This is a genomic window from Anabaena cylindrica UHCC 0172, from assembly GCF_034931625.1.
GTDB lineage: Bacteria > Cyanobacteriota > Cyanobacteriia > Cyanobacteriales > Nostocaceae > Anabaena > Anabaena cylindrica_A.
In genome coordinates, this window is record NZ_JAYGGY010000030.1 from 1 (window position 1) to 21088 (window position 21088).

Below are 21088 nucleotides of genomic sequence, written 5' to 3' on the forward strand. Positions count from 1 at the left end.
GGGCTTTAGGTGATGACAAGAAGACTTGGACAGATGAGCAGTGGATTGAGGCATTTAGCAAAGATGCAATGCTGCTCAAACGCCCCCTTTTCCTCAAAGATGGAACGGCTGTGCTGATAGGCTTTAAAGATAAAGATGAAGTAGTCCGGCAAAAGTTAGGACTTTAATTTTGCTAGTTTTTACTTTACTTAATCCTAAAAACCTGACCTTTAGGAATAAAAGGTAATCGGCAACCCACAGGAATTAAAAAAGCGTGTTCTCGACGAATATGTAAATTATCGCAATAGCCATCAGTAATAATTAGCAATGGGCCATTTTTGGGGAAATCATCCGCCTTTTCCAGTAAATCAATACCTGGCTGTAAAACAGTACCACCTCTACCCTTAACTTGAACTCTATCGGCTAGAGATTCTGGTGTTAAATAACCTTGATCATAAGCAAAAGCATCACAGAAAACAACCCGCACAAAAGAAACATCATGGGAAATACTATAACTAGAGATAGCTCCTAATGCCTTTCCTAATAACTCCCTATCCATTGAACCAGAAGTATCTAAAACTACGCCAAATGTGCGACCTTCTTCATTATCACTATCCGGTACATAACGAGGACGAGGAATATCAGGAGTCGCAGATTGACGACGACTGAGACGAGCGTAAGACCTGACTTTAATTAAAGGAGAAAAATGATGATCAAACCATTTAGCTAATTCTACATCCCAAGGAATTGGCGGATAACTCAAAGCCCGAATTTCTTCAATTAAACCTGCTGGGAGAAACCCCCGATTTTGTTCATGGTGATAGACAAGTCCCTGACTCAGACAACGGCGATAAAATTCATCCAATCCCACACCATCGCCATAAGTCCACCAATCGGCTTTTCCTGGTTCTAAAATGTCACATTGTCCAATTCCCCGCAAAGTTGATAGTTTACGATAGAGGCGCAAATCTTTGACTATTTGGTCATAAATTGACTCCGCTGATAAATTTTTCAAATCTGGGTCGTGTAACACCCCAATGTGAGGTAATTCACCTATCCCCATTTCTAACAACCAAGAATTAATCACATAATCACAAGCAACATTCCACAAATAATAGTCTCTTCCTTGACAGCGAGTATCATGTCTGAGTCCGGCGTGTAACAATTCATGAGCCATCACAAATCGGCATTCTTCACCATTTAATCCAGCAGCAGGATTGATAAAAATTTGTTTATTTTGGACATCAATTGCGGCTACAGAAATATCCAGACGTTGACAAATTAATGGATCTTCAATAATCTCAAAATTAGTTGCTAAAGCTCCCAACAAAGGATAGCTATTGATAAACCAAGCCTTAGCTCTTTGTCCAGGAGTATCATGTTTGTTCTGCACACCCAACAAAGGTTCGCGTCCGGCGGCGACATTTACCGCATTGGTAACGGCTCTTGTTAATCCTGCTCCAAAGACAGTTTGCCAGTCAAAACCACGACCCCAATAGTTACTTTTGGTAGGTTCGATAATCATATCAACAAAATCATATCCAGGAATACCGCGATCGCAAAATTCCTGATACAAACTTTCTTCATTCCGGTTAGAAACATTGAGAGAAAAAAGGTATTCTTCTGGGATAGATCCTAACTTCAAATCAGCCAGAAACTTAGCAATAAAATAATTACAAGCGGCGTTCCATTCACGAGGATGTGCGCGTTTTTGGAAATGACCAAAGCCCAGATGCAAGAGACAATGAGCTAATACATAAACCCATTCTTCTGGAGAACCCCGTCGCGTCGGATGTACGTGAATAGCACCGTTGCTAGTGACTACAGCCCAACCCTGTGGTGGACAATGGTTTCCCGACTGACGATTAATGTTAGCGTGGCAGAGTAACGGTGCAAAAATGGGATGCTCTCTGAGGATGTCACATCCCTGCCCAAATTGTAATGTGGCAATATCTGTTTGCTTCTTTTTACGTGCCATTTTCTTTTTTGACTAAACGTGGCAAGTCTCTCACTATTTCTACCATCAACCAACTAGGTAAAGCATCTCCTTTTTCAGGTTCCGAAACAACCATTTGGGCAATTTCAAAGCTGATAGCCGCTAAATCTTTGAGTAGTCCTTTGGCACGATGAGCTAAGTCTTTATGACTACCTGTAATTGCTTGACGTTCTTGGGGTAATTCTTTGATGAGTTGAGCGCGGAATGATTGAGCTAGAAAATAGAGGACATCTCTATCTTCTGGGAGATGTGGCCAGCTAATTTCACCTTTAAGAATAGCTGTGAGTTGATATTTACTTTTAATTTGTTTAATAAAACCTTTGAACTGGGTGGCATGATGAGGAGAAAGGCATCCCATAGCGAGAATTTCTAGCCAATGGTCTGTAAGGCGATCGCCATATTCATGTAGGGTATCACTTAACATATGCCAAGAACGGGGAGTGGAAAAAGGTTCTTCATGTTTAGGTGGTTGACTCCATAGATGATCTGGGCGAGTTTGAATATATTCAATTACCCAAGGATGAATATCATGATTTTTTGCCCAATCTAACCAATCTCGATGGGAAACTTTTAAATGGACATGAACCATGCGGTTGAGTAAAGGTGAAGACATAGGTTTCACGATCGCACTATCTTGAGCGCGATTACCTGCACCAATGACAATTGAATCTTTAGGGAGATGATATTCACCAATTCTTCGCTCATGAATCAGGCTGTAGAATGCTTTCTGTACTTCGTGAGAACAAGCGTTGAGTTCATCCAAAAACAGACAATAGGGTTCTTCTCGGGCAATCATTCTGGGTGGGCAGAAGCGACTTGTTCCGTCTATAATCTGCGGCACACCAATTAAGTCTTCTGGTGCTAGTTGACTACCCAGGAGTGAAACGCAAGGTATTCCCACTTCAGCAGCAAAAGCTTCTACTAACGATGATTTACCGATTCCTGGCGCTCCCCAAATAAATACGGGGCGTACTACTGCTACATTCAGCAGAAATTCTGAGAGTTGTTTTTGGGTGACTGTAATTGCTGGGTTCATTTAGAGTGTTCCAAGTAAAAAAAATGCCTAATTTTAATTGGGAATGAAACGGATCTGAATGAATCACTTTAACAGATGTTGCGATCTCTATGAGTAGTTTTGGATCATTTATTGGTTTGAACATTATTATAGAGATTTTAGAAGGTAATTGTTAATAATCATATCCTGTAAATTTTTTTAATGTTAATTATGAGAGCGATCGCCTATCATATTTTCTCATGGCAACTTCGCTACTTTACCCCCTTCTTCGACTGCAATCGGTTCAATTGTTTTTACTCCTGCTTCCTCTAATAGTTCATAAAGAGACGATATCTTATTTCTAGCACCACGTTGTTTACAGTACGTAAATATAACACGTTGCTTTGCGCGGGAAAAGGCTACAAAAAATGTAGAACGTGATGCTTGAGGATCATCTTCAAAATACTTCCATGCTGAGTCATCAAGTCCAAGAAAAATTACTGTGTGATATTCTAATCCTTTACTTTTGTGAATAGTCATTAATGGTACAGAATCTAAACCTTCAAAATCATCTAATATTGACTTACAACTTTTATTTTGAGTTCTTCTATAACTTAAAGTGATTTGCCGCTTAATTTCTTTTAAAATATCATTGTATTCATTACCTTGTCTATATTCTGGATAAGCAAGTTTGATATAATCTTGTTGAAGGAATCCTTCAATTTCTGCCAAGATAGTGTTTATATACTTATAGGTATAAGAAGAATCGAAATTGCTCATTTTATTTATTAAAGATAACCGAAAATTTTCTAGTTTATCTTGCAACTCTCTTACATTTCTATCATCTGTTGGATCTATACCATGAATATTTATTAAAGTTTGTAAACAATCAGACCAGTATGGATTAGGTGAACCTTCTTTAGAAACAAATCGAAGAAATTTAATTATGATTTTTGTCAATGGCTTATCAAGTATATCATTTGCTTCTGTTAAACGAATTTTTAAATCATATTCGTTGAAAGATTGTTCTAAATGATTTATATAATTTTTCGCTTCTTTCTTAACAAGTAATACAAAATCATTAGGTATTAATTGATAAATATTTATAGAATCAGATATGGTTTTTGCTAAATATTTTGCTTCTGATGCTGGTGTTGTAAAATCCCAAATCACACAAGATTCTTCGGTTATATTTTTTTGCTTTTTTGATTCTACATTTTTATAATTAGAATCTACTGTTAAAGCTATTTGATGTTGTATTTCTACTAATTCTGGAGAAGAACGATAGTTAAGAATTAAAGAAATAGATTTGGCTTGAAAATCTTTTTCAAAAAATTCAAAAGCATTATCCATAGCCATAGCCCACTTCATAATTTGCTGCTTGTTGTCTCCCACAGCAGTCAATATAGTTTGTGAATTTAGGAAACCTGTTTTAATGATGTCATATTGAATATGAGTCGTGTCTTGAAATTCATCCATAAAAACATAAGAATAAGTTAATCTCAAAGCATTCATAATTTGAGGGTTACTTTTGATGAGAAGTTCTACTAATCTTTCAATCATTTGGAAAGTAATTTTAGATTTTCCTCCAATATGTAGGCAGGTATTCCACCACTTTTGTACAGCTATAGATTCAATAGATGTCTGTGGTATTCCTTCTAACAGAAGAGGTGAACCAAAAACCCAAGATTTTTTAAAATTTTCAACACGATAATCTTTTAATTTAATGAATTGGCAAGATTCTTTTGATAATCTTATTAGAAAATTTCTCAATTCATTTTCATATTCATATTCTTTGGTGTATAACTCATAATCTTGTTTTGGTCGCCAATTTTTAGGTACCGATCCAATGAATCTATCTAACATACTTTTTGCAAATGCAGCAAAGGTTAGAGAATCAAACCTCATAGCATCTTGCTTAGAACATCTCTCAGCCACTCTTTCTTTTAAATTGTTTGCAGAATCATTTTTGAAGCTAATTGCAAGGATACGATAAGGATCTGGACATAAACCAGTTTGAAAAAGATAGCAAGCTCGTTGAGCCAGTAGTTCCGTTTTTCCTGCTCCTGGTCCAGCAATTACAGAGTAGTTGGTATTTGAACGCACTACTTTATCAGCATTAGGTTCAAGTGTAATACCTCCAACTGGAAGCCAATTTTTAGTCTGGTTGTTAAAAGTCATATTGTTTTATCTGCACTAATTTTGTCATTGGTGTACTTTAGGAGTCTTTTTAATACAGGAGGCATTTTATCTCTGAGTAAATTTTCTTTGTCAGAACTTTCAATTTTGCATAATGCTTGAATATGTGTTGATGGTTTACTTTTACCAAGAAATAAATATCTGTACCAAGGAAGTAATTCTTCTAGTTCTTTTAATTCTGGATGTTTTGACAAATCAGCTTTATCTCTAAGAACAGTCTTTTTAGCACCATCTATATAGGAATTGTATTTGTCTTCATCTTTATCTTTATCAGGAATCCTGAGACCAGAATCACTTTTATAGAAATCAAGAAAAAGTGATAACATCATCATATCTATATCAAGTGGTTGAGAGTAGAATACACCAAAATTTTCTTCCAGGTGTTTAAGTAAATTTTTGTCAATTGACTCATTCTTTTCATGAAATTTTTCTAATTCTTCATCAGTTATTTCCTGCTCATCATTATATTTAAGAACAGATATTGGATATTTATCTAGCTCAAGAAGTTGTTTTAAAGCGTATTTGATTCTACCCCATCCACCTCCTTCTCTTTCAATATCTAAATCCAAGAGTGTAGCGTATGGTATTTTCAAATCATTTAGTAATTTCCAGAAATGATTAACGTGTCGGCCTCCTAATGGAACAATAGCAACAAACGCGGGATCTACATCTAATTCCATTGCTGAAGCTAATTTTGGCAGCAGTATTTGTTCGGAATCTCCTTCTCCAAGAATCACAAATTTAGCAAAATACAATTCTGGGTATGCTTTTACTGCTTCACGTACATATTTAGCTTCTTGTTCTGCATTACTAGGAAGTTTGATTTCTTTGATAATTGCAGTTCTTGATTGAATATCAAGCCTGAAATGCCGGATTTCTTCTGGTTCAATCCTTCCTAAAATTGCAGGAGAATGACTTGTTATAACTGCTTGAGCAGGATATTTATTAACTATAGACTGAACTTGTTTGATAATACGAGACAAAAAATAAGGAGCAAGGTGATTTTCTGGTTCTTCAAAAGCAAAAATTGTTAAAGCTTGTGTTGGGATTCGATTAGTATGAAAACCTGTAAATTTATCTTCATTAATATCAAGATTGGCACGATCATCTATTCCGTTTTTCGCGGGTTTATTTGTCTTATCAATCAACTTCCTTTCTATCTCAAAAATAGAAGCTACTAATGAGAAGTAAAAAAGTGATCTTTGTCCATCACTTAATGCGTCTAAATCACGTTCACCATTAAATTCAGTTGGACTAAATACAATATTTAATTTGCTAACTATATCTTCAAATTTTCTGCTGGCAATATTTAACTCTGGTTTTGCATCAAAGTTATCACTATGAAGTTCTTTCCACCTACTTTCTATTGTCTGATTGATAGTATTTATTGCTGATTCTTTTCCGAACACCTCTCGAATCTGCTTAGATGTAGACTTGATAGATTCTTGTGTCGCTGAAGACCATTCTATAGCTTTAAGTAAACGTCCTATCATTGCACCACTACTAGATGTAAGTTGTGATGAAGGATCACGTATAGCTGGAATGTAGTGAACTTGAATCCTAGCACGGTCAGTTGGGAGACAGATTATTTTTTCTTGTTCTGTTGGTAATTCATTAGGAGTAGGAATCCAAAAAAGCTTTTGTTCAATATCTCCATCAACTGTTCCATCGTCAATCCACTTTGCTTCCAGACGCACACGTACAATAGGTATCCCATTTGGTTCAAATACTACCATGTGATTGAAACACACTGGTACTCCTGGATCTTGTTCTGGTGTATCTTTTGACAATCCTGGAAAAACAATACGAATTTCAATATACAACTCACGGGTACTACTATCTTCATCTGCTATACCAGAAGATGTATGGAAATCTGTCCGCAGAATAGTCCGCTCTTTAGCTGTTATGCCAAAAACCCGCAAAAGAGCTTCTAGTACGGCTGTTTTACCCGAACCATTTGCTCCCACAAATGCCGTGATACCATCTGATAATTTTATAGTTTTGGGTATATCACCAAAACATCGAAACCCTTTAATAGTAATTGAGTCTATTTTCATTTACATAATTTTTGGAACCAACAAAATTATACTTGATAAATACATATTAGATATTGTAAGAGCGAATACTTTAAGATCCATAACTTCCTCTTAAGATTTTGTGTTTAATTAAACCCACATTCCGCAGATAAAATCTAATTCTGAATAATTACTACGAAAGATTTAGGATTGTATAAACTTTTCTCCAAAAATGTTCTCAATAGGCGATCGCCGTCCACACTACCATCGCCTAATACCTAAAAAGCTAACCTTCATGAATCAATTGCAGCAAAGCCTCAGTTGATATCTTACCACTCATATCCGTACCTTCCAAGAGACTATCCGCCAAATCTCGCTTGTGGTGATGCAACTCCACAATCTTGTCCTCAATAGTATCCTTAGCCACCAAGCGATAAATTGTTACCGGACGTTGTTGCCCAATGCGGTGGGCGCGGTCAGATGCTTGATCTTCTACAGCCGGATTCCACCAAGGGTCTGTATGGATAACGTAATCAGCAGCAGTTAGATTCAGTCCCGTACCCCCGGCTTTGAGACTAATGAGAAAAACATCCCCATCCCCAGCTTGAAAGGCATCCACGCTTCTTTTACGTTCCGCCATTGGGGTACTGCCATCTAAATATTGATATTTAATACTTTGTTTATCTAGATAATCGCGGATGATATGTAAGTGATCAACAAACTGACTAAACACCAAAGCCTTATGGCGATTTTCCAGAAGTTCACCCAGCACCTCGCCAAAAAGTTGCAACTTAGAACTGGATAACTCAGTATCAGGCATCACCAAACTAGGATTACAGCAAGCGCGACGCAATTTCATAATCTCCGCTAACACTTGTAAATGTTTTTGTCCTGCATCTGCATTACTTTCAGTTAGTTTAGATATAGCTTGACGACGCAACGCTTCATAAAATGCCTTTTCCTCTTTACTTAACTCCACATGAAGCAGAATTTCAGTTCGAGAAGGCAATTCTGACAACACCTGATTTTTTGTCCGTCGCAACAAAAATGGTTGAATCAGTTTTTTCAGTTTATTACGTGCTTGTTTATCTTGATATCTCTCAATGGGATTTGCAAAGCGTTGATTAAAGCTTTCAAAAGAACCCAATAAACCAGGATTAATAAACCGGAATAAATTCCACAACTCACCCAAATGATTTTCAATGGGAGTTCCTGTTGTCAACACTTTGAAATTAGCTTTCAGGTTCATAGCTGCTTGGGAACGTTTAGTAGCCATATTTTTAATTGATTGGGCTTCATCCAATACAATCGTTTGCCACTGTACCTGAGCAAGCATTTGAGATACTTCTTCTTGTTGCAATAAACCATAACTACAGACCAACATATCCAACGGTTGTAAACCATCTAATAATTTTTGACGGTTCGCGCCAGAAAATTGCAGAATATTTAGAGTTGGGGCGAATTTTTGCGCTTCACTTACCCAATTCATGCACACAGAAGTAGGAGCAATAATTAAAGTTGGACCTGCATGAGCATTTCTAAGAATAACTGCTAATGCTTGCACGGTTTTACCCAGTCCCATTTGGTCGGCTAAACAAGCGCCTACACCCCAATGTGCTAAACGTGCTAACCAGCAGAAACCATCCATTTGATAGTCCCGTAATTCAGCTTGAAATGTTGACGGGAGTTCTGGTTGCAGGTCTTTTACCTCTTTGAGTTTCTGAATATGTTCCTTCCAGTGTTTATCTGCTTTTAGCTTACCTACCTCGTCTACAAAATCCTCTAATCCTAATGTGGCTAAGGGGTGAAAACGCATACCTTTTCCATGTTTTTCCGAAAACATCCGTAATTCGTCGAGGCGTTTGCGAAAAGCTTGGGTTAAAGCTAGAAATTGACCATCTCCAAGGGGAATAAACCGACTGGGGGTTTTTTCCAAAAGTGCGAGAAGTTGCTGCATATCCAGCACTAAATCGTCATTTAATTTCAATTCACCAGTGGCTGCAAACCAGTCTTGTTGACGTTGAATTGATAAATTAAAGTCTTTCAAATCTGCATTGTGACTAACCCGCAGTTTTTCTCCTTCTGGCCAAGCCATGACGACGCTGTTTCCCAGTGTTTGCAATTCTAGCAGCAGTTCTAAACAGTCTTCTGGTTCTTCTATTGTCCATTCACCATCTTGTTCTTCAGCTTGCGTTAAGGTGGGACAGGCTGCGATCGCATTCTTGGCAAGTTTTTTCTCTTCTGATAGATTGCGTTTAGTTTGCAGACGTTTACCTTCAATTTCGGCAATGACAGTTTCACCACCTGCACCCGGACGGAAGTAAGGGCCACCTTGGGTAAAGGGACGGGATAACAGGGTGATTTTCAAGCCGGAATTAGCAGGTAAGAGGTGAATATGGGGTAAGGTTTGGGCGGGTACTTCTTCTGCATTTTCTAGTCCACCACCGATATCAGAATGGACGGTAACGATGCCAGAAACGGCATTGATAGCTGCTAAAACTTGCTTTTCGGCAACAGCAGGAACATTTAATTTATTATCTTTACCAATAATCTCGGCAATGCGCCTATGTTCAGCTTTAATTTCAATAACTTTGATGCGGGTGGGGGTTTCTTTGATATTGAGAATATTCTGTGATTCTGCTAATTTGGGCGAAAATTCCAAGGTGAGACGACCTTGTTTTTCTTTTTTAACCAGCAGTTCTGGTTCTCCTTTGACGATTTCTACCCGGATATTAGGCGTATCTTCCCAAAAAACTACTGGGTGGCCAATTAACGCTAAGATGGCTTTTTCGTTAAACATATAGTCAACCTTGCCATAATAGCCCTCACTATATGCCTCAATACAACTACAGACTCGCATATCTTGAGGTGTGACGTAATCAAACTCAGCTAATCCACTACTAAGACGTTTAAGGGCTATAGCACGACCTTTACTCCATTCTCCTTTGGCATTGATTTTTTGTTCCTTTGGTTGCAACCCACATTTACTCGGATAGAAGGTAATGAACCACGCCAAACGCATTTCTGACTCTGGTTTGACTGTGGTTTCTGGTTGTTTCTGGATATTTGTGAGGGCATTGAGGCACATTTCCCAAGCTGCTTGAGGTTGGATTACATCTACTATGGTTTGGATGCCACTATCTTCTCTTAGTGCCTCTGCTTGTTGTTTATAGTTACTACTGGGTTTGAGTCGGGAGAGGAGTTCTGCACTTTCCATTGCCAACCAGTGATGACCGGATGCGATCGCTCTCCGATACAATGGTTCTAATAAATCAGGTAAGCGTTTTTTGGCACTATCAACATCCATCCAATAAAGGCACAGAGAACAAAACAATGTTTGTAAACTATTTTCTTCTTCTAAAGAAGAAATGTGGGCATTAACTATCAATTCTTTTTGAGTAATATCACCTTGCTGGACTTGCAGTACCATTTTCAGTCTGGCATAAACAAATGTGAGCCAATGATCTGATTCACGGGACATTAATGTGGCATACCTTTCTGCTTCTTTGAGGCATTGCCCTGAACCATCTTTTAATAGTGCGAGAATGAAAAATAACCCGCCCATTGTATTAAAATATGTTTGGCGCTTGCCTGTAGCTTTTTTTATAGTTTTGAGAGCATCTGTATAGTATTTAATGGCTTGTTCATTCTCACCCCGGACAAAACTCAACCAGCCCCGATAAATAGCGGCATTATTTTTATATTCTTCTGATATCCGTTCCAAACAATCCTCTGCTTCTGTGGTATCACCCCGAAGGAGAAATTGTTCTGTTAAAACCAGATGTAAATAATCTGAAGAACGTTCTCCAGGTTCAAAGCATTCATCTTCCAGCATCATAAATGCATCTTCCGAGTCAGATAGTTTTAATGCTGAATTGAAGAGGATGCTAGATATACATCGTTCATATAATTCTTTTGGTAGGGTGTTAAACCAATCTGCGTCAAATGGATTATTGCATATCTGCTCAAAGATATTTTTTATGACTAGTTTTTCTTCGCTATAACTATAGTTATGGTAATCTTCAATTTGCTTATTAATAAAAATAGGATCTTTGCGGTAAAGACCAATGCGGATTTCTCTGATACACTGGCGAAGATTACGGAACATCCGCGAATTGTTTTTCCAGTGATTAATTACTGGTAGTTTTTCCTCTACGGCTTTAACTAATATATCGAAAATTCCTGTTTCTATTGCGTGACGAGTAGCAATTTCCGTGAGCAAGGGATGACATTCAGGACCTAATTTGTTTTCTTTGACTAGTAAAACTGCTATAACCAATTTCTCAATTTGGTAATTGAGGGTTGTAGTAGTCCAAGGTCTATTCTTTTCGTCTAAGGCAGCAGTTTGACTGAGACAACTTAGGAATGAATTTTTGTCTATTGGTGCATAAATTACCGAAAACAATTGGATAATCTTTTGGATAGCAGGAGATAAATTGAAGTATTTCTTTGCGAGTTGTGCTTGTAGCTGGGTGGAATTAGGGTTAAAATCGGACATGGTAAGTAGGTGAGCGTTAAAAATTGTCGTTGGGATAGGGCAGGGGCGCAGAGCGCAGGGGGAAAGAGTTTGAGCTTGCTTTTCTTCACATACCTTTAATTTTTTCTGTTAACTTACTTACTAATAATTGACACTGTTGTTAAGTATATGGTGTAGATGTGCCAAAGCAGTAGAGCTTTTAGCTAGAATATTATCTTTTAGGTTATCAGATGTATTGCTAGATTTTTTCAAAGTTTGGATCATTAAACCAATAGCTTTGCTATATTTTCTACATTTGCGGAGCGTGCCTTGTTCCTCCGCAGATATCGACCTTTTGCAAAAAAGCTGGAGTGCAAATACTGGCAGCTTGAATATGGCGCTCAAGCTGATTCGCTTTTTCTAGGCGAGGAAAGTTTTGGTTGTGTTTACACTTGATAACGAGCGTAACTCAATATGCGCCAGGTCTATCCTATGCGAGAACAGACTGGGAATTGTCAACAAGAGGAAAAGGGGCAGGGGAGATGCATTTAAATCTTATTGACAAAATACCGTTTTAATGTATCAACAAATAAATCCCAATTTATCGTTTGATTGATTTTTGCAGAGTCATAGTGATGGACTAGAGTATTGTCAATAAGTAGGTATTAATGCGAATATTTTGGTCGTTATTGAGATTAAATTATCCTTATTGATAAGATGCGTTTAAGTATTTCTGAATATTGGATTATTGATTATTTAGCTATTGATAATCGTAATTATTTAGGTAATCCCAAATAATCAACTATTTTTGTATATATTCTCAACGAACAAGGTATTTATCAAGCAAATGCTGATCGAGGTAAAGATAAAATTATATTGCCAATTTTTTCAGAATTAAATCTGATAGTAGATCAAGTTTTTGCTATGCTTCTATATCTAAAGTACTACTTTGGTGTTCACTCTTCAGCTAGACGCGATAATTGTTATAAATGTTTTATGATCTAAAGAAATACACCTAACCCAGACCATCATCTAAAACAATAGTGTTCAAGAGAGAGAAATGGGGTTTTCACCTAGCGAAAGTTCGGTAATTCTTTATGTATGAATTATTTCAAGCTATTTTAAATAGTGAAGAAAAAACTGTACTAAATCAGTTTCTCTTTACTTTAGATACTGGGACTAAACGTTACTTTTTGAGAAATGAAATTTTGCAAGTCTTTGCAAATTACTGTCATCAATCTCAAAAGCCAGCTTATTTTTATCATTCTTCTTCCCTGGGGACACTGATACACTATACCCATGAAATAATTCTGGAAAGGGAAAGTACTTGGTTTGTAGTCAGACCAAAAATAGCTAGTCAAGAAGTGTGGAAACTCTCCGCAGATTTCACAAGTTTCGATTTGATGACACCTAAAGCATTTTTAGATGAGAGAGATCGCTTAGTCAACCGTTATCAACCGAATTTACTAGAAATTGACCTCCACCCCTTTTACCAAAAATCCCCCAAAATTAGCGACCCCAGAGATATTGGTCAAGGTCTAACTTTCCTAAATCATTATCTATGCAATCAATTCATCACAGACCCAAAATATTGGTTAGAGCTATTATTTCAAGCATTGCAAGGGATACGATATAATGGCATGAGGCTGCTAATTAGCGATCGCATTCATTCAGGAATCGACCTAGCCAGACAAATTAAACCAGCCATCAATTTTTTAACTGAAAAACCCCCTCACCAACCCTATGAGGAATTTCGCTTTCACCTCCAACAACTCGGTTTAGAAGCCGGTTGGGGTAACAATGCAGCGCGAATTATAGAAACTCTAGAACTCCTGCAAAGACTTATCGACACCCCTCAACCTTCCATTCTGGAAGCCTTTGTAGCGCGTATTCCCGCAGTTTTTCGAGTTGTTCTCGTTTCCATTCATGGTTGGGTAGCGCAAGAAGATGTTTTAGGACGAGATGAAACATTAGGACAAGTTATCTATGTCCTTGAACAAGCACGCAGTTTAGAAAACAAACTCCAAGCAGAAATTAAACTCGCCGGTCTTGACATACTGGGTATTAAACCTCATGTAATTATCTTAACACGACTCATACCCAACTGCGAAGGTACATTTTGTGATTTGCGTTTAGAGAAAGTTAACAATACAGAAAATGCTTGGATTTTGCGGGTTCCATTTACAGATTCAGATCCAGAAATTACGAATAACTGGATTTCTAAATTTGAAATTTGGCCTTATCTAGAAAAATTTGCTCAAGATGCCAAAAAAGAACTATTAACACAGTTCAAAGGAAAACCTAATTTAATTATTGGTAACTATAGTGATGGTAACTTAGTCGCCTTTCTCCTTTCCCGGAGTTTGAAAGTTACTCAATGCAATATTGCTCATTCTCTAGAAAAACCCAAAAACTTATTTAGTAACTTATATTGGCAAGATTTAGAAGAAAAATATCACTTCTCTGCTCAATTTACTGCCGATTTAATTAGCATGAATGCTGCTGATTTTATCATAGCTTCATCCTATCAAGAAATTATCGGTACACCAGACACAATAGGACAATATGAATCTTATAAATGTTTTACCATGCCCCAACTATATCATGTAGTGGATGGAATTGATTTATTTAATCCTAAATTCAACGTGGTTACACCGGGAGTAAGTGAAACCTTCTTTTTCCCATATAGCCAAACAGAAAATAGAAATTATCAAGAAAGCCAAGAAATTAGAGAAATCCTATTTAGCCGTGAAGATGATCGCATTTTCGGTAACATAGACGATTTTAATAAAAGACCAGTTTTCGCAGTTGCACCTATCACCTCAATTAAAAACCTCACTGGTTTGGTTGAATGTTTTGGCAAAAGTCAGGAATTAAAGAATCGGTGTAATCTGATTTTATTAACTAGTAAATTATATTCAGATGAAGCCACAAATCAAGAAGAGGCAGGGGAAATTGAAAAACTATACAACATTATTAATGAGTATCAACTGCAAGGTCAAATTCGTTGGATAGGAATGCGTTTACCTAGCCGTAACATTGGGGAAGCTTATCGAATAATTGCTGATCATCAAGGTATATATGTTCATTTTGCTCTTTATGAAGCCTTTGGACGCAGTATTTTAGAAGCAATGATTTCTGGTTTACCAACATTTGCAACTCAATTTGGTGGAGCATTAGAAATTATTGAAGACCGGGAAAATGGATTTCATCTTAACCCCACAAATTTAGAAGAAACAGCAAAAACAATTATTATCTTCTTAAATAAATGTGAGCATAATCCAGAATATTGGACAGAAATATCTCAAGGAGTAATTGCCAGAATTCGCCATAAATACAACTGGAAATCGCACACAGAACAATTATTGTTGTTGACAAAAATGTTTAGTTTCTGGAATTTTATCGCTCCAGAAGATAACGATGCGAGAGATCGCTATATGGAAACAATATTTCATTTAATTTATAAACCTAGAGCCGAACAAATTCTATCAGGACATCAGAAGAGGTTTGCTCACATTTAAAAGATATATATCTCTTCTTCATCCTCTGTGCGAAACATATCTCTATATTCAATAAGCAAGTCATAATCATAAATATGGAAACAAAAAATGATTTTACCTACACAGACTGGATATTAAATGAAACCCAGTTTGATTCTGAACAATTACACGCCAGAGAAACAATTTTCACCATTGGTAACGGTTATTTAGGTACAAGAGGAACATTTGAAGAAAGCCATCCTCTGGCATTATCAGCTACATTTATTCATGGTATTTATGACGCAGTTCCCGTCGTTTATACCGAACTAGCAAACTGTCCAGACTGGCTACCATTGGTAGTGATGATTGACGGCGATCGCTTTCGCCTAGATCAAGGTAAAATATTGGAATACAATAGAAAACTTGATTTGCGTCAAGGACTTCTTAGCCGTTCTCTGCGTTGGCGTAGTCCCAGTGGAAAGACGATAAATATCACCTTTGAACGCTTTGCAAGTTTAGCGGATCATCATGTGTTAGGGCAACGTTGCCAGTTAGAAGCAGTAGATTTTCACGGATTAATTGAAATACAAGGTAGTATCAACGGCTACTCGGAAAATAAAGGTTTCAATCACTGGGAAGGACTAGACCAAGGGAAAATTGACAAAGGGTTCTGGTTACACAGTCGTACCCGCACCTCCCGAATTGATATTGGTATGGCTGCGAGAATCAAGATTTTAGGAATTGAAGCGGCTCTGGAAGTTAATACTGCACCTGGCTATCCTAGCATTAGTGCAACTTTTCTGATTGAACCACAGCAAATTGTCACCATAGAGAAGATTGTCACAGTTTTTACCTCGCGGGATGTTGAGCAGCCAGTTGCAGCCGCACAGGAAAAAATCGCAGACTTAGGAGATTATATCACCTTACGTAATGCTAACGAACAAGCGTGGGTGGATGTTTGGGACAAAAGCGACATTGTGATTGAGGGAGATAACAAAGCCGCTTTTGCAGTTCGTTACAATCTATTTCAGTTGCTAATTGCTGCTCCCCGTGATGACGAAAAGGTGAGTATTCCCGCTAAAACCCTATCTGGATTTGGCTATCACGGACATATTTTTTGGGATACAGAAATTTTTATATTGCCATTTTTTACATTTACTCAACCATTACTAGCTCGGAATTTACTTAGTTATCGTTATTATAGTTTAGATGGAGCGCGACGGAAAGCTGCTCACTATGGTTATCAGGGAGCTATGTATGCTTGGGAAAGTGCGGTTACAGGTGATGAGGTAACGCCACGGTGGGCGCTTCTAAGTGATTTTTATGCTGAAGATATACGGATTTGGTGCCGCGATCGCGAAATTCATATTAGTGCAGTGATCGCCTACGCGGTGTGGTACTATTGGCGAGTCACTGGGGACGACGAATGGATGAAAGATTATGGCGCAGAGATCATCCTCGATACGGCAATTTTTTGGGAAAGTCGAGTTGAGTTTAATCCTCAAGCCGAACGTTATGAAATACGTGGTGTTATAGGTGCAGATGAATACCACGAGTTAGTACATAACAATACTTTTACTAACCGTCTGGTGCAATGGCATTTAGAAAAAGCTTGTATGATTTATGACTGGCTGCAACGTAGTTTCCCTGAGCGTAGTGCAGAGTTAGCAGAAAAATTGCAACTTACCGCCAAAATCCGGACTAATTGGCAAGATATCATCAAAAAAATCTGGATTCTCTACAACCCAGAAACGGAATTAATTGAGCAATGTGAGGGATTTTTCCAATTAGAAGATATTAATTTAGCAGACTATGAACCGCGCCAAAAGTCAATGCAAGCTATCTTGGGGATTGAAGGAGCGAACAAACGCCAAGTCCTTAAACAGCCAGATGTATTAATGTTGCTTTACCTCATGAGGGAATCTGCTGATTTTCCTTATAGCGAAAAGATATTACAGGTAAATTGGGACTATTACGCACCCCGCACAGATATTTCCTATGGTTCTTCTCTGGGACCCGCAATTCACGCCATTTTAGCCGCAGATTTAGGCAAAACCCAGGAAGCTTACAAATGCTTTATGCAAGCTGCTATGGTGGATTTGGAAGATAGACGGGGGAATACAAATGAAGGTATTCATGGTGCTAGTGCTGGGGGAATTTGGCAAGCTGTCGTTTTCGGTTTTGGAGGTATCCAATTTGCCAATAATCAACCCGTAGCTCATCCCCATTTACCTCCAAGTTGGACAAGGTTGAAGTTTAAATTATACTGCCGTGGAAAATGGTATGAATTTGATTTACACCAGGAATTAGGTACTGAGGAAGGGCAGAGTATCCCCGCCCCTACTATACGAGGAATAATCTTTGATTTAGATGGGGTGTTAACTGATACCGCAGAATATCATTATTTAGCTTGGCAGAAATTAGCAGATGAGGAAGGTATACCTTTTAACCGTCAAGCTAATGAGGAGTTGCGGGGAATCTCCCGACGTGCTTCGCTGATGTTGATTATTGGCGATAGACGGTATTCGGAAGTGCAAATTCAGGAGATGATGGAACGCAAAAACGACTATTATGTAGAGTCGATTCAAGACATCACACCCAAGGATTTGTTACCCGGTGCGGTTTCCTTGTTGGATGATTTGCATCAAGCTGGGTTGAAGATAGCTCTTGGTTCAGCGAGTAAAAATGCCCGTGTAGTCATTGAGAAATTAGGAATTGGTGATAGGATTGATGCGATCGCAGATGGTTATAGTGTCCAAAAACCCAAACCCGCACCAGATTTATTTCTCTTCGCCGCCCAGCAGTTAGGACTTCCCGCTAAACAATGTGTAGTTTTTGAAGACGCAGCCGCAGGTGTAGATGCTGCTTTAGCCGCAGGTATGTGGGCGGTAGGAATGGGACCACCTGAAAGAGTCGGGACTGCTCACATTATTTTACCCAATTTAGCAGGTATGACATGGGAAAAGTTGCAAAGTAAATTTAGGGATATTGCTTTACAAAAACATCATTTGTAATTCGTAATTATCATCATAGTTATAGCGGGTTTCATATTCACTAGGGGCAGGGTTTCCCCACCCTCCATATTACATCTAAAAAATAACCGCTATATATAACAACTGTAAGTATTCAGGATAGAAAACGCAGAAATTAGATGATTTTGAGCAGATATCACTTTTCTCTATTCTTTCTTCTGACTCCTGAATTCTTACTAACAACTTTATTTTGTTGAATTATACACTTCAAGGTACTAAAAATATAAATATGGAATTCAAAACTGTTACCTTAGAAATTCCAGTAGGTTGTAATTTGATTTTGGGACAAACACACTTTATCAAAACCATAGAAGATTTATATGAAATAATGGTGGGAATATCCTCACAAGTTAAATTTGGTATCGCCTTTTGTGAAGCATCAGGAGCTTGTTTAATTAGAGTTGCTGGAAATGACCATATTTTGCAAGACATAGCCACGATTAATGCTAAAAATATAGCCGCAGGACATAGTTTTTTAATTGTATTCAAAGACGCATATCCGATTAACTTTCTCAATGCTATTAAACAGTGTCCAGAAGTTTGCACCATTTATTGTGCCACAGCTAATCCTGTACAAGTAATTTTGGCAGAAACCTCACAAGGGCAAGGTATTCTCGGTGTGATTGATGGATTTTCACCGAAGGGTATAGAAGGCACTAAAGACATAAAATCACGTCAGGATTTACTGCGTCACATAGGTTATAAGTTATAGCTATCATTGGTACTGATTTTACCGAAAATATAGCAATTCCCATTCAAGTGAGGTACAAGCAGTAATAATTAAACGCAGATGGACGCAGATAAACGCAGATAATTTTGTACTTCATTAGACTAGAAAATGCTATAAATGCTATCGCACAATACATTTTTTTTGGGTAAGAATTCAGGAGTCAGGAGACGCTTTGCAGAACTTTGGTTCAGAATGCTTATGAAATGAAGAATACAGAGAAGTGATATTTTATCAAAATCATCAAAATTGACCAAAAAAGCCTTTGTTTTCATGACTTAAAGTATTCTCTATCTTGAATACTGACCATTTCGGTTTAACTATATTTTATAACATTATGAATTTAATGTACTTGGTTTTAGATTTATTTTTATTACAAGTCTTTTGGTATCAAATTGGTAACTCCTCAACAAGCACTGATAAAGCTAATAAAGGTATTTAATAAAGGAGGACGGGATGAATCTGGAATGAGCAGGGGTGATAATGATAAACCATTCAAAAGTGGTAGATGAAATTGAACTTATCTACCTAGAAAGATACAGGAAGTATTCGATATTTTCTGCTCTAGTAAAAGACTAGGAGAACTCCACAAATAAAGATGATCCAATTTCACCAAATCAAAACGACTTTTCCTCACCCTGCCTCTTCTACTGCAATTCAGGAATGGCAACCCCTGACTAGCCATTGAAAAAGGGACTGGGGACTAGTACCGCAGGGCGGAAGTCAAAAGTCAAAACGAAGACAGCATAGGATTATCGGAGATGTCTAATGATTGGTTTATTTACGCAGTGCTGCACTAGGGATTAGGGATTGGGAACCCAACCAAGTTTTAAAGAAAACTATTCCTAGTCCCCAGTCCCCGATTAAAACCTAATACAAACTTGAGCAAAAAATTTACTAAAGAGGTACATGATGAACTTATTTACTATTGATGAATTAACTACTTTAACCACAGCGTCAAACTCGACCTGTATCTCGATCTATGCGCCAATGGAGCGTTTAGGAATCGAAACCAAGCAAAATCCGATTCGGTTGAAGAATTTGGTTCGACAAGTTGAAGAAAAATTGCTGGCGCTGGGAATGCGTGGACAGGATGCCAAAGAGTTGCTGCAACCCATCCACGAACTAGATATAAATGATGACTTCTGGCAACATCAAAGCGATGGACTGGCAATTTTTCTATCTCCCAATCAGTTCCGTTACTACTGTTTACCGATCGCATTCCCTGAATTAACGGTAGTTGGCGATCGCTTCCACCTGAAACCACTATTGCAACTAATGTCAGGGGATGGGACATTTTCAGTTCTAGCCTTAAGTCAAAACCAAGTGCGGTTATTTCAAGGAACCCGTTATCACTTGGATGAAGTTGAGTTAACGAATGTACCGACCAACATTGCAGCAGCCTTGCAATACGATGATCCTGAAAAAAGTCTCCAAGCACATACAGGCTCATCAAAAGGTAATAGTGCGGTTTTTCATGGACAAGGAGCCGGCAACGAAGATCACAAAAATGATTTATTGCGCTACTTTCGCCAAGTTAACAACGGTTTAGAGTCTTTTTTGAAAACCCAGCAAGCACCGCTAATTTTGGCAGGAGTTGATTATCTATTGCCGATTTATCACGAAGCAAATACTTATCCCCACTTGCTACCCGATGGTATCACTGGTAATCCAGAAACTTTGGCTTTGGAAGAACTGCATACCCAGGCTTGGCAAATTGCACAACCATATTTTGATCTCGCCAAAGTATCAACAATTTCCCATTACGAAGAACTAAAAGGTAGCGAAAAAACGGCTAATACTATCGAGAAAGTCGTAACTGCCGCTTATTTACAGCGTGTTGAAACCTTATTTGTGCCTATTGATAAAAACGTTTGGGGAGTATTCAATCCAGAAGGGAATTCCATTCAGATTCATGCTCAACAGGAAACGGGTGACGAAGATTTGCTCGATCTAGCGGCACTACATACGCTCACCAATGGGGGAACAGTTTACACCGTAGAACAGGGAGATGTACCTGAACATAAAGCGATCGCCGCTATCCTGCGCTATTAAAAGCCGCTTCGTTGACCAAATTTTAAATTTTTGCGGAATGACCTTATTGTGAAACTTCAGATTGTGTCTCCCAAAGAGTTGAGCAAAATTGAGGGACTACCAAATAAAAACAGGACTTATGCAAAATATCTCTCAAACCCTCTTTCCTTCGTGTCC

Annotated in this window: 10 protein-coding genes; 5 read left to right on the forward strand and 5 right to left on the reverse strand. The window is 38.0% G+C overall.

The genetic code is table 11. From position 1 onward, the window contains the following. A partial coding sequence (locus tag VB713_RS09955; protein ID WP_323311426.1) for an ArsC/Spx/MgsR family protein occupies window positions 1-167 on the forward strand: 167 nt, incomplete at its 5' end. A gap of 17 nt (window positions 168-184) precedes the next feature. Here VB713_RS09955 and VB713_RS09960 read toward each other — a convergent pair. The 5 genes from VB713_RS09960 to VB713_RS09980 all read right to left on the reverse strand — a co-directional run bounded on the left by VB713_RS09960 (window position 185) and on the right by VB713_RS09980 (window position 11681). After that, window positions 185-1957, reverse strand: a complete 1773-nt coding sequence (locus VB713_RS09960; protein WP_323311401.1) for a DUF2201 family putative metallopeptidase — start codon at window positions 1955-1957, stop codon at window positions 185-187. Beyond that, entirely contained in the window at window positions 1947-3011 is a 1065-nt protein-coding gene (locus VB713_RS09965) for a MoxR family ATPase (protein WP_323311402.1), read from the reverse strand. The genes VB713_RS09960 and VB713_RS09965 overlap by 11 nt, the downstream gene beginning before the upstream one ends. Before the next feature lie 216 nt (window positions 3012-3227). Next, window positions 3228-5150, reverse strand: a complete 1923-nt coding sequence (locus VB713_RS09970; RefSeq protein ID WP_323311403.1) for an ATP-dependent helicase — start codon at window positions 5148-5150, stop codon at window positions 3228-3230. Further along, window positions 5147-7225 (reverse strand): ATP-dependent nuclease, encoded by a 2079-nt coding sequence (locus tag VB713_RS09975; RefSeq protein WP_323311404.1) that lies wholly within the window; start codon window positions 7223-7225, stop codon window positions 5147-5149. Before VB713_RS09975 ends, VB713_RS09970 begins: the two co-directional genes overlap by 4 nt. 244 nt (window positions 7226-7469) lie before the next feature. Further along, window positions 7470-11681 (reverse strand): DEAD/DEAH box helicase, encoded by a 4212-nt coding sequence (locus VB713_RS09980; RefSeq protein ID WP_323311405.1) that lies wholly within the window; start codon window positions 11679-11681, stop codon window positions 7470-7472. Between the two features lie 1055 nt (window positions 11682-12736). Here VB713_RS09980 and VB713_RS09985 point away from each other — a divergent pair. The 4 genes from VB713_RS09985 to VB713_RS10000 all read left to right on the forward strand — a co-directional run bounded on the left by VB713_RS09985 (window position 12737) and on the right by VB713_RS10000 (window position 20932). Next, window positions 12737-15160 carry a sucrose synthase gene (locus VB713_RS09985; protein ID WP_323311406.1) on the forward strand — a complete coding sequence of 808 codons (2424 nt, stop codon included), beginning with the start codon at window positions 12737-12739 and terminating at the stop codon, window positions 15158-15160. 74 nt (window positions 15161-15234) lie between these two features. After that, window positions 15235-18132, forward strand: coding sequence for a beta-phosphoglucomutase (gene pgmB, locus VB713_RS09990; RefSeq protein WP_323311407.1), 2898 nt, complete (start codon window positions 15235-15237; stop codon window positions 18130-18132). A gap of 247 nt (window positions 18133-18379) precedes the next feature. Continuing rightward, window positions 18380-18862: an adenosine-specific kinase gene (locus VB713_RS09995; RefSeq protein ID WP_323311408.1), complete on the forward strand. Its 483-nt coding sequence runs from the start codon at window positions 18380-18382 to the stop codon at window positions 18860-18862. A gap of 924 nt (window positions 18863-19786) precedes the next feature. Next, window positions 19787-20932: a hypothetical protein gene (locus VB713_RS10000; protein WP_323311409.1), complete on the forward strand. Its 1146-nt coding sequence runs from the start codon at window positions 19787-19789 to the stop codon at window positions 20930-20932. Window positions 20933-21088 lie beyond the last annotated feature (156 nt).

Bases quoted from the DNA above. Each gene is read 5' to 3' on its own strand.
- pgmB (WP_323311407.1), top strand. From the start codon at position 15,235: ATGGAAACAAAAAATGATTTTACCTACACAGACTGGATATTAAATGAA.
- VB713_RS09995 (WP_323311408.1), top strand. From the start codon at position 18,380: ATGGAATTCAAAACTGTTACCTTAGAAATTCCAGTAGGTTGTAATTTG.
- VB713_RS09970 (WP_323311403.1), bottom strand. From the start codon at position 5,150: ATGACTTTTAACAACCAGACTAAAAATTGGCTTCCAGTTGGAGGTATT.
- VB713_RS09965 (WP_323311402.1), bottom strand. From the start codon at position 3,011: ATGAACCCAGCAATTACAGTCACCCAAAAACAACTCTCAGAATTTCTG.
- VB713_RS10000 (WP_323311409.1), top strand. From the start codon at position 19,787: ATGATGAACTTATTTACTATTGATGAATTAACTACTTTAACCACAGCG.
- VB713_RS09985 (WP_323311406.1), top strand. From the start codon at position 12,737: ATGTATGAATTATTTCAAGCTATTTTAAATAGTGAAGAAAAAACTGTA.
- VB713_RS09980 (WP_323311405.1), bottom strand. From the start codon at position 11,681: ATGTCCGATTTTAACCCTAATTCCACCCAGCTACAAGCACAACTCGCA.
- VB713_RS09960 (WP_323311401.1), bottom strand. From the start codon at position 1,957: ATGGCACGTAAAAAGAAGCAAACAGATATTGCCACATTACAATTTGGG.
- VB713_RS09975 (WP_323311404.1), bottom strand. From the start codon at position 7,225: ATGAAAATAGACTCAATTACTATTAAAGGGTTTCGATGTTTTGGTGAT.